Genomic DNA, 14,161 nt, shown 5'->3' with positions numbered 1-14,161 from the left:
GTCAATGGCGACACGGAAGTTAGTGATGAACCGGTGATCGGCACCACGGCGACCGCCGGATCCAGCGTAGGCAGCTACCCGGTTACCTTAACCGGCGGTTCAGACGCGAACTACGCCATCACGCTTGTAGCCGGTGAACTGGAAGTAACGCAAGCTGCTTTGACCATCACGGCGGATGATAAGTCTAAAGTGTACGGTGAAGTAAATCCAGCATTGACCTTCACCTATACCGGTCTGGTCAATGGGGATACGGAAGTTAGCGACGAACCGGGTATCAGCACGACTGCCACAGCAGGATCCAATGTGGGTACTTACCCCATTGCCCTGACCGGGGGATCGGATGCCAACTACGATATCACGCTTGTAGCCGGCGAACTGGAAGTAACGCAAGCGGCTTTGACGATCACCGCCGATGATAAATCTAAAGTGTATGGCGAAGCGAATCCAGCATTGACCTTCACCTATACCGGTCTGGTCAATGGCGACACGGAAGTTAGTGATGAACCGGTGATCGGCACCACGGCGACCGCCGGATCCAGCGTAGGCAGCTATCCGGTCACCTTAACCGGTGGTTCGGATGATAACTATGCGATTACGCTTGAAGCTGGCGAACTGGAAGTAACGCAAGCTGCTTTGACCATCACGGCGGATGATAAGTCCAAAGTGTTTGGCGAAGCGAATCCAGCATTGACCTTCACCTATACCGGTCTGGTCAATGGGGATACGGAAGTGAGTGAGGAGCCGGGTATTAGCACCACGGCCACCGCCAGCTCCAACGCAGGCAGCTATCCGGTTACCTTAACCGGTGGTTCGGACGATAACTATGCCATCACACTGGTAGCCGGTGAATTGGAAGTAACGCAAGCGGCGCTGACCATCACGGCAGACAACAAGTCCAAAGTGTACGGCGAAGCGAATCCAGCATTGACCTACACCTATACCGGTCTGGTCAATGGGGACACGGAAGTCAGCGAGGAACCTGCCATCAGCACCACGGCCACAGCAGGATCCAATGTGGGTACGTACTCCATTGCCCTGACCGGTGGTTCGGACGATAACTATGCGATCACACTGGTAGCCGGTGAATTGGAAGTAACGAAAGCCGCCTTGACCATCACCGCAGACGACAAGTCCAAAGTGTATGGCGAAGCGAATCCAACGCTGACCTTTACTTATACTGGTCTAGTCAATGGGGATACGGAAGTCAGCGACGAGCCAGCCATCAGCACAACAGCAATAGCGGGATCCAATGTGGGTACTTATCCCATTGCCCTGACCGGGGGATCGGATGCCAACTACGATATCACGCTTGTAGCAGGTGAATTGGAAGTAACGCAAGCTGCCCTGACCATCACGGCGGATGATAAGTCCAAAGTATATGGCGAAGCCAATCCAGCCCTGACCTTTAGCTACAGCGGTCTGGTCAATGGAGACACCGAAGTGAGCACAGAACCGGGTATCAACACCACGGCGACGGCAAGCTCTAGTGTAGGCACCTATCCAGTTACCTTAACCGGTGGTTCGGATGATAACTACGCGATCACGCTTGTAGCGGGCGAACTGGAAGTAACGCAAGCCGCTCTGACCATCATGGCGGATGATAAGTCGAAAGTGTATGGAGAAGAAAATCCAACCCTGACTTTCACCTATACTGGTCTGGTCAACGGAGATACTGAAGTAAGCGATGAGCCAGGCATAGCCACTACGGCAACAGCAAGCTCCATTGTAGGAAGCTATCCGGTTACCTTAACTGGTGGTTCCGACGCAAACTATGCGATCACGCTTTTAGCAGGCGAACTGGAAGTAACGCAAGCCGCTCTGACCATCACAGCAGACGATAAGTCTAAAGTATACGGTGAAGTAAATCCGACATTGACCTTCACCTATACCGGTCTGGTCAATGGCGACACGGAAGTCAGCGATGAACCGGTGATCGGCACCACGGCGACCGCCGGATCCAGCGTAGGCAGCTATCCGGTTACCTTAACCGGTGGTTCGGATGCGAACTACGACATCAGCCTGGTAGACGGCGAACTGGAAGTAACGCAAGCCGCTTTGACCATCACGGCGGATGATAAGTCTAAAGTGTACGGTGAAGTAAATCCAGCCTTGACCTTTACCTATTCCGGTCTGGTCAATGGAGACACGGAAGTCAGCGATGAACCTGGTATCAATTCCACTGCGACGGCAAGCGCCAACGTAGGTACTTACCCCATTGCCCTGACCGGCGGTGCGGATGCGAACTACGAAATCACGCTGGTAGCGGGCGAACTGGAAGTGACGCAAGCTGCTCTGACCATCACGGCAGACAACAAGTCCAAAGTGTACGGCGAAGCGAATCCAACATTGACCTTTACCTATACCGGTTTGGTTAACGGCGACACTGAAGTAAGCGATGAGCCAGGTATCTCTACCACGGCCACAGCAGGATCCAATGTGGGTACGTACTCCATTGCCCTGACCGGTGGTTCGGACGATAACTATGCCATCACACTGGTAGCCGGCGAACTGGAAGTAACGCAAGCCGCGCTGACCATCAGGGCAGACAACAAGTCCAAAGTGTACGGCGAAGCGAATCCAACATTGACCTTTACTTATACCGGTTTGGTTAACGGCGACACTGAAGTAAGCGATGAGCCAGGTATCTCTACCACGGCAACAGCAAGTTCAGATGTAGGCAGCTACCCGGTTACCTTAACCGGCGGTTCAGACGCGAACTACGCCATCACGCTTGTAGCCGGTGAACTGGAAGTAACGCAAGCTGCTTTGACCATCACGGCGGATGATAAGTCCAAAGTATATGGCGAAGCGAATCCAGCATTGACCTTCACCTATACCGGTCTGGTCAATGGCGACACGGAAGTTAGCGATGAACCGGTGATCGGCACCACGGCAACGGAAAGCTCCAACGTAGGTACTTATCCGGTCGCCTTAACCGGTGGTTCGGACGATAACTATGCCATAACACTGGTAGCCGGTGAATTGGAAGTAACGCAAGCGGCGCTGACCATCACGGCAGACGATAAGTCCAAGGTGTATGGAGAAGTGAATCCAGCATTGACCTTCACCTATACCGGTCTGGTCAATGGAGATACGGAAGTTAGCGACGAACCGGGTATTAGCACCACGGCCACAGCGAGTTCAAATGTAGGCAGCTACCCGGTTACCTTAACTGGCGGCTCGGATGCCAATTACGCGATCACGCTTGTAGCGGGCGAACTGGAAGTAACGCAAGCTGCTCTGACCCTCACAGCAGATGATAAGTCCAAAGTATATGGCGAAGCGAATCCAGCATTGACCTTCACCTATACCGGCTTGGTTAACGGCGACACTGAAGTAAGCGATGAGCCAGGTATCTCTACCACGGCCACAGCAAGTTCAAATGTAGGCAGCTACCCGGTTACCTTAACCGGTGGTTCGGACGATAACTATGCCATCACACTGGTAGCCGGTGAATTGGAAGTAACGCAAGCGGCGCTGACCATCACGGCAGACAACAAGTCCAAAGTGTTTGGCGAAGCGAATCCAGCATTGACCTACACCTATACCGGTCTGGTCAATGGGGATACGGAAGTAGGCGATGAACCAGCCATCAGCACCACGGCCACAGCAGGATCCAATGTGGGTACTTACCCCATTGCCCTGACCGGAGGCTCGGACGACAATTACGCGATCACGCTTGTAGCGGGCGAACTGGAAGTAACGAAAGCTGCTTTGACCATCACGGCAGACGACAAGTCTAAAGTGTACGGAGAAGCGAATCCGGTCCTAACCTTTAGCTACACAGGTCTGGTCAATGGAGATACGGAAGTTAGCGACGAACCGGGTATTAGCACCACGGCCACAGCGAGTTCAAATGTAGGCAGCTACCCAGTTACCTTAACCGGAGGCTCGGATGCGAACTATGCGATCACGCTGGTCGCTGGCGAACTGGAAGTAACGCAAGCCGCTTTGACCATCACGGCGGATGATAAGTCTAAAGTGTACGGTGAAGTAAATCCAGCCTTGACCTTTACCTATTCCGGTCTGGTCAATGGAGACACGGAAGTCAGCGATGAACCTGGTATCAATTCCACTGCGACGGCAAGCGCCAACGTAGGTACGTACTCCATTGCCCTGACCGGTGGTTCGGACGATAACTATGCGATCACACTGGTAGCCGGTGAATTGGAAGTAACGCAAGCCGCCCTGACCATCACCGCAGACGACAAGTCCAAAGTGTATGGCGAAGCGAATCCAACACTGACCTTTACTTATACCGGTCTGGTCAATGGAGATACGGAAGTCAGCGATAAACCAGCCATCAGCACCACGGCCACAGCAGGATCCAATGTGGGTACTTATCCCATTGCCCTGACCGGGGGATCGGATGCCAACTACGATATCACGCTTGTAGCAGGTGAATTGGAAGTAACGCAAGCTGCCCTGACCATCACGGCGGATGATAAGTCCAAAGTATATGGCGAGGAGAATCCAGCATTGACCTTCACTTATACCGGTTTGGTTAACGGCGACACTGAAGTAAGCGATGAGCCAGGTATCTCTACCAGGGCAACAGCAGGATCCAATGTGGGTACTTATCCCATTGCCCTGACGGGAGGCTCGGACGACAATTACGCGATCACGCTTGTAGCCGGCGAACTGGAAGTAACGAAAGCTGCTTTGACCATCACGGCAGACGACAAGTCAAAAGTGTACGGAGAAGCGAATCCGGCCCTAACCTTTAGCTACACAGGTCTGGTCAATGGCGATACCGAAGTAAGCGAGGAGCCAGTCATCAGCACCACAGCGACTGAAAGCTCCAACGTAGGCAGCTACCCGGTCACTTTAACGGGTGGATCGGATGTCAACTATGACATCAGCCTGGTAGCAGGCGAACTGGAAATCACGCAAGCAGCTTTGACCATCACGGCAGATAACAAGTCTAAAGTGTATGGCGACGAAAACCCAGCCTTGACCTTCACCTATATTGGTCTGGTCAATGGGGATACGGAAGTGAGTGACGAACCCGCCATCAGCACCACGGCTACAGCAGGATCCAATGTGGGTACGTACTCCATTGCCCTGACCGGTGGTTCGGACGATAACTATGCGATCACACTGGTAGCCGGTGAATTGGAAGTAACGCAAGCGGCGCTAACCATCACAGCAGACGACAAGTCCAAAGTTTACGGCATGGAGAATCCGGTACTTACCTACCAATTCGAAGGCCTGCTCAATGGAGATACTGAGGTAAGTGTTTTACCTGAAATTGTTACCGCTGCCACCTTGGAATCTGGTGTTGGGGTATACCCGATCAGCTTATCAGGGGCAGAGGATCACAATTACCAGATAAAAATGGTGGCCGGAACACTGGAAGTGATGCCCAAGACGCTGGAAGTGAAAGCAAACGGTGGTTTATTCAAAACCTTTGGGGATAGCGATCCTGAATTCACCTACCTGGCAAGCGGCTTTGAAGGAACCGATGACTATGAAGTGATCGGTGGCCAGTTGGAAAGGGAACCGGGAGAAGCACCCGGAACCTATGCCATCAACCAGGGCAGTCTGGATGCAGGGAAAAACTATCAGGTTCAGTTTAGCGGAAACCAATTCGAGATCATTGAAATTGTGGTAGTCGATGTACTGGAGATGGCACCTGTCCAAATGGGTTGGGGTGAAGCCATTCCGGAGCTGCCGGCCACGGTTCTGGTGATTACGGACCGGGATGAAATCATCAACTTGTCGGTAACCTGGGATAGTTCAGTAGTGGACGTTTTGGCCAGTGGGCAATATACCCTCACAGGTAGCCTGGAATTGGGTAGCGTTCACGAGAATCCGGAAAACCAGCAGGCGGAATTGACCCTGGTGGTAGAACCAAAACAAGCACCCTCCAACCTTGTAATTACAAACAATGAGTTTGAAGGCGAAGAAGAAATGGTGCAGATAGGCGAATTGGAGGTAATCGATGCGGTGGATGACATGCATCACCTTGAATTGCCCGCGGGATTGTATGACAACGGTTACTTTGAAATCCTATCAGGCCAGCTTTACTGGAACAGCCCGGAAAGGGCAGAAGGAAAAACCATGTTCCAGGTTTTGGTCCGGGTGACAGACAGGGATGGCAACGTGATGGACCGCTTGCTGGAGATCAACAGGATACGAAAATCGGTAAGCGAAATCGAGGTATACAACAGTTTCACCCCTAACGGTGACGGCATCAACGATGGTTGGGGCGTTCCCGACTTGCGACACTATTCCGGGGTGAGCATCCAGGTTTTTGAAAGAAGCGGCAAAAGGGTGTTTTATACCCAGGATCCCGATCATCGCTGGGACGGTACCTTTGAAGGGGTGGATTTACCAATAGGGACCTATTATTGGACCGTCCAGGTAAAAGAAACCGGGGAAACCAGAAAGGGCATGTTGAATATTTTGAAAAAATAAAAATTAATGCCGGCCTGCATGGCAGGCCGGCCATTTTTAACCAGAAAAGACCAAGGAAATGAAAAAATTTTACTTATCCATAGCGATCCTATTTTTAGCTGCGATCACGGCAGAGGGACAGTCCCGAAAATATACCTCTCAGTTTAGCCACTTGCAAAGTTATTACAACCCGGGACTGACTGGTTATGAGGGATCCACCTTAAGGGGATTGGTCCGCAACCAGTGGGCTGGCTGGGAGGGTGCGCCCAAAACCTACTTTTTTTCCGCAGAGTTGGACTTTGCCGAATTGGGTGGCAATGCCAATGCTGCTCTTTTGGGAAAAAATGCAGTGGCGGTAAACCTGTTTTCAGACCAGTATGGACCTTTTTTGGAAAATGAATTGATCGTCAGCTATGCCTCAAGGATCCGATTGAACCAATCTACCAACCTTCGCCTGGGAGCTGGCGTAAATTACAACCATATCCGTCTGGATGGCAACCGCCTTACCGCAGAGCAGGGGAATGATCCTATGATGATGCAGTATGCCAATGGCTTTGCCAGGATGGAAGTATTGGATTTTAACCTTGGTCTGGCATTGACCCATGAAAAATACTATGTCTCTTATGCCGTCCATAATGTAAACGGTGGAGCCTTGAGCTCGGGGGATATCTTTATGGACCGCAAGCCCCCGGTCAATATTTTTCAGGCCGGTTACCGAAGCAAGGTAGGGGATCAAATAATGCTGGCCTCCAACCTGATGTACCGCTTTCAGGAAGACCTGCCTGATAATGTAGAATTTAATGTCAAATTGTTGTTGATGGACAAACTTTGGATTGGCGGCGGCCATAGGGTGAACTATGCCAACAGCTACCAATTGGGGGTGCTGTTTGAAGGGTTCAGACTAGGTTATGTTTATGAAACCCCTATGGTCAAATCCTATTTATTGCCCAACGCTACCCACGAATTGATGTTGGTGTACCATTTATTTGGCAGTCCGGAAAAGAAGGAAAATGGTTTGAGCATTTGGTAAGCAATTTGATTTAAATAAAATCCCTTGATCATTACCACCAAAATGGTGTTTTTGATCAAAATCATACTCTTTAGGTACAATCACAACCATTCGGTGGACTTGAGTCTCGGGAAATGGTTGTGATTATTTTTTATTTCCTGTAGCTTTCAGCCATTAAGTCCTTTAAAATCAGGTATAAAACGATGTTTTTGAAAGATGTCCAGGCATTTTTAATTCAATTTGGCACCTGATTTGTTTCAAATAATTCTCCTACATTATTTTTGACAGATAGGAAGGATATTTGTAATTATTTCAATCAAATTTATCAGTTTATTCAATCTTATGATAAAGCAACATGCCTTATTTATATACAATCCTTTTTCAGGAGATATGCCTGACAAAGATGACATCATTGCGTCTATTTGTGATCATTTGGGCAATTATGAATTATGGAAGACTACGGGAGAAAAGGATGGTGAAAAAATCAAGAAATTGGTAAAGGATGGGGATTACGATCTGATTTTGGTAGGCGGAGGCGATGGCACAATCAAAATGGTAGCGGAGGCCCTGGAGGGAAAAAAAATCAAGTTGCTACCTATTCCATTTGGATCGGCCAATGGCCTGGCCACTTGCCTGGGTTTGAAAACCTGGGAGGATAGTTTAGAAAGCCTAGATAAAGGCAGTACTATAGATATGGATTTGATGGACGTGAATGGTCAGGTAAGTCTTCATTTATCTGATTTTGGCTTAAATGCCGGAATGATCAAAAAATTTGAGGATGGGGATGAGAGAGGCATGGTGGCCTATTTTAAAAATTCTCTTTCAAGTTTAAGAGATATCAAGCCTTACCCCTTTAAAATTATCCTCCGAGGAAAGGAAGAAAATGTAGAGGCCAAAATGCTGATTGTGGCCAATGGTTCAAAATACGGGACGGGAGCTACCATCAATCCAGGATCAAAGATGGATGATGGGATATTCGAAATTATTGCTTTGAATCCAAATGGTCTCCAGGAATGGCTTGAATTGACTTACGGGGTCATGAGGGAAGATTTATCCGGATTGGATTTCGTTCGCAGATGGTCTGCTGATCGGGTTAGCATTGAAAATAGCGCTGAGGCACCTTTTCATGTAGATGGAGAAATTGTTGAAGTTAAGAATAAGGTTTCATTTCAACTCAGAGACCACAAAATTAAGATGTATTGGCATCCCGAGAATCATGGGTTATAATAGGAGAGGTTAAATGGTAATCGGTTTCTGAAACAATTCTGGGTGTAAAAGTGATTTATAGGTCATAGTAACTTTTGCAAATCTTGATTTAAATAGTAGTTTTGGAAGGTATATTCCCAAAAATGACCTGAAATGAAAAAGTTAAGACCTAGGCAGGAAGTATGTGTTTCAGATTTAAAAAGTGGAAATGAAAAGGCTTTTTCCATCCTTTTCGATCAATATGGAAAAAAGTTGTATCACTATTCCCGTAAGTTTGGTCTTCCCCATGAGGATGCAGAGGGAATAGTCCAGGAAGTTTTTTTAAAGGTTTGGCAAAGGAGGAAGGATCTAAATGAAGACTTGTCCACGAATGCTTATATCTACAAAATAGCCAAATCTTTCATCATCAAAAGGAAGAAAAAATTGCTGCTGGAAAAGGTTTACTTTCAATTGGAAAAGCATAACGATTTCGAAGCAATAGATACCGAAGGAGAATACAGGTTCATAATCGGGGATCTGATGAAATGGGTGTATAAATTTGCCAGCATGCTGCCAAAAAATCAACGGGAGGTTTTCGAGCTTAAAAACAAGAAGCACCTGACCATTGATGAAATAGCACTTAAATTAAAAGTACCTAAAAGAAGGGTGGAGAACCAAATATACCTGGCCAACAAAACCATTAAATCAAAAATCAATACAGAAAAAGTACTGTTGTGGCTGGGAACAGGTCTTTTTGACTTGTTATAAAAGGCTAGCTTTTATTCTCAAATTTATAACATTTGAGTCATTTTTTTAAAAAAATCATATTTTTCACTTTACTTACAAGCATTTCATCAGGCTGAAGGCTATTATATAATGAAAGACCATCTTTTATTATATGATCAAAGGATTACTAAAAAAATTACTGTTATCAAAGTTAAGTAAGACTGAAGGCAAGCTGCTATCAAACTGGCTGAAAGGACCTGAGTCGGATCGTTTCTTTTCGGAAGAATTTGACGAAATGGTTGAAAAGGATTTTTCCATTGATAAGTATCCTGAATGGCAGGCTGAAAATCTCAAAACAAAAATATTAGGTGAAATCAGGGCATTTGAATCTGAGAAAAGTTCAGCAAGAGACAATTCAGGGAAGACCGGAATTTCAGGTTCTTCTTTTTTCAGGTATGCAGTGGCCGCCTCAGTCAGTTTACTGCTGGGTATTTTTATTTATTCTCTTTACCAAAATGAGCCTACAGCATCCATCAGCGACAAGCAAATCATTTCATGGCTGGAAAAGGCCAATCCTGCAGGAAAAAAGACAATAATCCACCTCAGTGATGGTTCAAAAGTTTACCTGAACGCAGAAAGCAAAATCCGTTATCCTGAAAATTTTAAATCAGACAGAAGGATATTCCTGGATGGGGAAGCATTTTTTGAAGTAGCGGAAGATAGCTTACATCCCTTTGCTGTGGTAGCAGGGGATTTGACAACGACAGCCTTAGGAACTTCTTTCAATATCAAGTCATTCCCTGAAGAAAGCCAGGTATCCCTGGTACTGGTAACGGGCAAAGTAAAAGCGGAGGTTTCAAATACCGAAGCACCAGCCTTTTTGAAACCCGGACAGGGCATTTCCTTGAGCAAGGGTTCTGGGCAATTACTGGAAACCTTTGAAGCAAACCTGGAGCAGACTCTTTTCTGGAAAGAGGGTATCCTTCATTTTGAGCAGGTTTCTTTTATGGATCTGATTACCCAATTGGAAAGATGGTACGGTGTTGAAATCACCGTTTCGGGCGATTATCCTAAAAACGGTGGGTTTTCGGGTACATTTAAGAAAAATGAGAACCTCATAAATGTATTGCAAACCATACAGTTTTCGGAGGAATTTTCCTTTCAATCAGGGGATAAAAAAGTGTTGATTCAATTTTAACCAAATTGCCTATGAAAAAAAGGCCGGGAAAGGTACTTGCCATACTTCCCCGGGCCAAAGATTAAACTTCAAACCAGCAGCAAGCATGAATCTCACCTCAGTTGCTCCTGGCCATTTATGAATTAATGTTCAATCTAACGTTCTAAATTATGAAAAATTTACTACGCATAATAATTATGTCCGTCAAATTTGTTCTGTATGGTTATGCTTTTCTCCTTTTTACCATGGTATCCGTATTGGCGGGCACTGCCAGTGGACAAGTCAAAAGTATTGACGAAATCAGTATACCTATCCAGGAAGGAGAGCTTAGCATTCAGGAAATTTTCAAAACCATTGAGGACAAAAGTGAACTCCGGTTTTTTTACTACGACCGCAAGGTAGATATAAAACAAAGGGTAGAATTGACCTCAGGTTCTGCAATTGTCTCCGATATCCTCCAGGAGGTAGCGGGGAAAACCAATCTCCATTTCAAACAAATCAACAATACCATAGCAGTAAACCGAAGGCCCAAAACGAAAAATACCAATTCTTCTGAATTTGACGATTTCAAAACTGTTTCAGGTATTGTTAGAGACGACAGTGGAGATCCTCTTCCCGGTGTAACTGTTTTTGTAGAGGGTGCCAGCTCGGGCACCGTCACCGATTTGGATGGACGATTTTCATTAGAAACGCCAGATACCGGTTATTTGATATTTTCTTTTATTGGATTTCAAAGAGAGCGGGTGAATCTGGAAGGTGGAAATGATTTTGACATCACCCTAAAACCAGATGATGATTACCTGCAGGAAGTGGTGGTGACCGGCTATGGTAGCCAGATAAAAAGAGAGGTAACTGGTAATATCGCCTCTGTCAAAGGAGAGGATTTGGCCAAAGTTCAGGTGCCTTCATTTGATGCGGCCCTGCAGGGCCGTGCAGCTGGGGTTCAGGTAAACCAGGGATCTGGTGTGCCAGGTGCCCCATCCCGTATTCTTATCAGAGGTACCTCTTCTATTTCTGCTGGTTCAGAGCCATTGATTGTGGTAGATGGTTTTCCCCTGACGCAGGAGCTGACCGGGCAGGGTGGCATCAATTCTTTTATGTCCATTAACCCTGCGGATATTCAGGATATCCAGATTCTTAAAGATGCGGCAGCTACAGCCATCTATGGTTCCCGAGGCGCCAATGGCGTGATCCTGGTGACCACCAAATCCGGAAAAGAGGGGCAGAGCAGTGTGAATTTCAATTACAGCTATGGTGTGCAGGAACCTGCCAATATGGTTGAGTTGGCCAGTGGATCACAGTGGCTGCGCATGGTGGACCAGGCATTTGCCAATGATGGTTTTGACCGAGTCTGGGATCCTGTGGTAGATGGTGGCCTGGTAAGTTCCTTTGTGGATAGTCCAAATCAATACCTGACCAGGGAAATGGTCGAAAATGTAGCTGCTAATGGAGGAACCGATTGGTTATCTCCACTGTGGAGGCAAGGGTCAATAGAGGATGTGAATGTTTCTGCTACCCGGGGAACGGAGAAATCTTCCTATTTTCTATCGTTCAGGTATCAGGATCACAAGGGGTTGATGAATGCACAGCGCCTGAGAACTTATGGTGTCCGGGCAAACCTTGATTTCAACATACTGGACAACTTGAAAACAGGCATTAAAAACAATTTCAATTATTTTGAAAATGAACAGGGACAATTGGGAGGTTCCAGCGAAGCAAACCCCAATGGGGGAAGACCGGACAGGGGGAATAGAGGGGGATATGGAGCCGCCATCAGTGGCGCAGTGCCCGTTTTGCCGGTGTTTATGGATGACGGATCCTATTTTGACCCTTTTGGCGGAAGAAATCCCATTGTGGCTAATTTGCCTTCAAACTTTTTGGATAAGGCCGAAAACTACAGGAATATCACCAATCTATTTGTGGATTACCGGCCTTTGGAAGGGTTGAGCATCCGGGCAGAAGGAGGCATAGATACCTGGTATACCAAGTCTACTTATCATGTAAGCGATGCCATCAGGATATCCAGATATGGAGAGGTAGGCAACACCCTTCGAAACAATATCAATATCAATGCTTATGCCACCTACAATAAAAAGGTGGATGCACATGCCTTCAATTTAGTGCTTGGAGCTGAACGACAAAGGAGAAATTTCTTCAGGACAGATGCCAGAGCTGAAAACCTGGTTTCTTCGGATTTCAATATAGGTGAAACAGGTGGAAATAACGTGATATCTCTGGTAACAGGGACTTTTCCTGAATTCCGGATCCAGAGCTATTTTGCCCGGCTAAATTATAACTTCAACGAGAAATACTATGCCATGGCCAGTTTCCGCCGGGATGGCGCCTCGGTTTTTGGCAGGGACAACCGTTACGGGCAATTCCCGGCATTATCTGCAGGCTGGATCATTTCAGAAGAGGATTTCGCCAGCAATCTGGGGCCTGTGGGTTTCCTGAAATTAAGGGCAAGTTTTGGCAGGACAGGAAATGCGGACATACCCAATGTATTGGAAAACAGGTATGTTACCTGGCCGGCTTATTCCTTTGGTTCAGGGATTATTCAGAGTGTTATTGGGGTGCCGGATATCCAATGGGAGGAAATCAATACCTATGATTTTTCTCTGGATTTTGAGGCCTATGATGCCCGTTTAAGTGGTTCCTTTGGATTTTATCAGCAGGATGTAAAGAACATGTTGTTGCTAAACCCCATACCCGCTTCGCAAGGAATTCTTTTGGGTAATTCCGCCATCTGGACCAATATTGGTGACCTGAGAAACAGAGGGGCCGAATTTTCGCTGAATACGGTCAATATTGATTCCCCGGGAGGGTTTAGTTGGCGTACCGCATTCAACCTTACCCTGGTGAAGGACAAGGTGATGAGCCTGGTGCCCAGGCTGGACCAAAACAATCTGGGAATAGTGCAGGGAGCCACCATTACCCGTACCGGCAACCGGCTGGGTACCTATTTTATGGCAGAACATGCATTTATTGACCCCGATACAGGCTATGAATACATTTACGAAATCGATCAGGACCTGTTCAATGAAACCGGAATCATAGAAAAAACAGGAGAAACCATTCTGGCCACTCCTGCTGCAGCCCAGCAAAACCGGGTGGAATTGGAAGGAAAAAGTGGCCTGCCTACCTATTTTGGAGGCTTGCAGAATACATTTTCCTACAAAGGATTGGATCTGACCGTATTCTTTTCCTTTCAGGGAGGAAACTATCTGTATGATGACAACCGGGTGGAAGTGGCTGGCGGTTCAAATTTCAGGGCTGACCTGAAAGACAGGATATGGACCCCGGATAATCCGGATGGGACATTGCCCCGGCAAAGTTACCTGAAGCGAACCAGGGAAAATGAACCTATAGCCAGACCCGGATCCACCTCCCTTTATCTGCAGGATGGTTCATTTATCCGGCTCAGGAATGTGCAGCTGAGTTATACCTTGCCTGCATCCCTGCTTTCCAGGGCCAGGATCAAAGGGGGCAGGGTGTATGTCAATGCCACCAATTTATTGACCTTCACCGACTATGATGGATTTGACCCGGAAGTGGCCAACTTTGATGCTGACAGGCAGAACAGAAACCTGCGGCAGGGATTTATCGGTGGCAACCCTTTTCCTCAATTAAGGACCATCACAGGTGGAGTTTCATTTACTTTTTAA

The 14,161-nt window shown here is 47.2% G+C and carries 6 protein-coding genes; all 6 read left to right on the top strand.

Going from position 1 to position 14,161, the window contains the following annotated elements:
- On the top strand, window positions 1-6,420 hold a 6,420-nt coding region (locus tag G9Q97_RS21480), incomplete at its 5' end, for an MBG domain-containing protein (RefSeq protein ID WP_166150756.1).
- 58 nt (window positions 6,421-6,478) lie between these two features.
- The gene (locus G9Q97_RS21475; protein WP_166150754.1) at window positions 6,479-7,429 is read left to right on the top strand and encodes a PorP/SprF family type IX secretion system membrane protein; all 951 of its coding nucleotides are present in this window, start codon (window positions 6,479-6,481) and stop codon (window positions 7,427-7,429) included.
- 321 nt (window positions 7,430-7,750) lie between these two features.
- Window positions 7,751-8,635, top strand: coding sequence for a diacylglycerol/lipid kinase family protein (locus G9Q97_RS21470; protein WP_166150752.1), 885 nt, complete (start codon window positions 7,751-7,753; stop codon window positions 8,633-8,635).
- Between the two features lie 132 nt (window positions 8,636-8,767).
- On the top strand, window positions 8,768-9,361 hold the full coding sequence (locus tag G9Q97_RS21465; RefSeq protein ID WP_166150750.1) for an RNA polymerase sigma factor: 594 nt from the start codon (window positions 8,768-8,770) through the stop codon (window positions 9,359-9,361).
- Between the two features lie 130 nt (window positions 9,362-9,491).
- The gene (locus G9Q97_RS21460) at window positions 9,492-10,517 is read left to right on the top strand and encodes a FecR family protein (RefSeq protein ID WP_166150748.1); all 1,026 of its coding nucleotides are present in this window, start codon (window positions 9,492-9,494) and stop codon (window positions 10,515-10,517) included.
- A gap of 176 nt (window positions 10,518-10,693) precedes the next feature.
- Window positions 10,694-14,161, top strand: a complete 3,468-nt coding sequence (locus G9Q97_RS21455; protein ID WP_166150746.1) for a SusC/RagA family TonB-linked outer membrane protein — start codon at window positions 10,694-10,696, stop codon at window positions 14,159-14,161.

It is taken from the genome of Cyclobacterium plantarum (assembly GCF_011290685.1).
GTDB classification, from domain to species: domain Bacteria; phylum Bacteroidota; class Bacteroidia; order Cytophagales; family Cyclobacteriaceae; genus Cyclobacterium; species Cyclobacterium plantarum.
The sequence above is the reverse complement of the archived record's forward strand: the minus strand, read 5'-3'. Positions and strand labels throughout refer to the sequence as shown.

Coding starts and splice junctions, on each gene's coding strand:
- G9Q97_RS21475 (WP_166150754.1), top strand. CDS start 6,479: ATGAAAAAATTTTACTTATCCATAGCGATCCTATTTTTAGCTGCGATC.
- G9Q97_RS21470 (WP_166150752.1), top strand. CDS start 7,751: ATGATAAAGCAACATGCCTTATTTATATACAATCCTTTTTCAGGAGAT.
- G9Q97_RS21465 (WP_166150750.1), top strand. CDS start 8,768: ATGAAAAAGTTAAGACCTAGGCAGGAAGTATGTGTTTCAGATTTAAAA.
- G9Q97_RS21460 (WP_166150748.1), top strand. CDS start 9,492: ATGATCAAAGGATTACTAAAAAAATTACTGTTATCAAAGTTAAGTAAG.
- G9Q97_RS21455 (WP_166150746.1), top strand. CDS start 10,694: ATGTCCGTCAAATTTGTTCTGTATGGTTATGCTTTTCTCCTTTTTACC.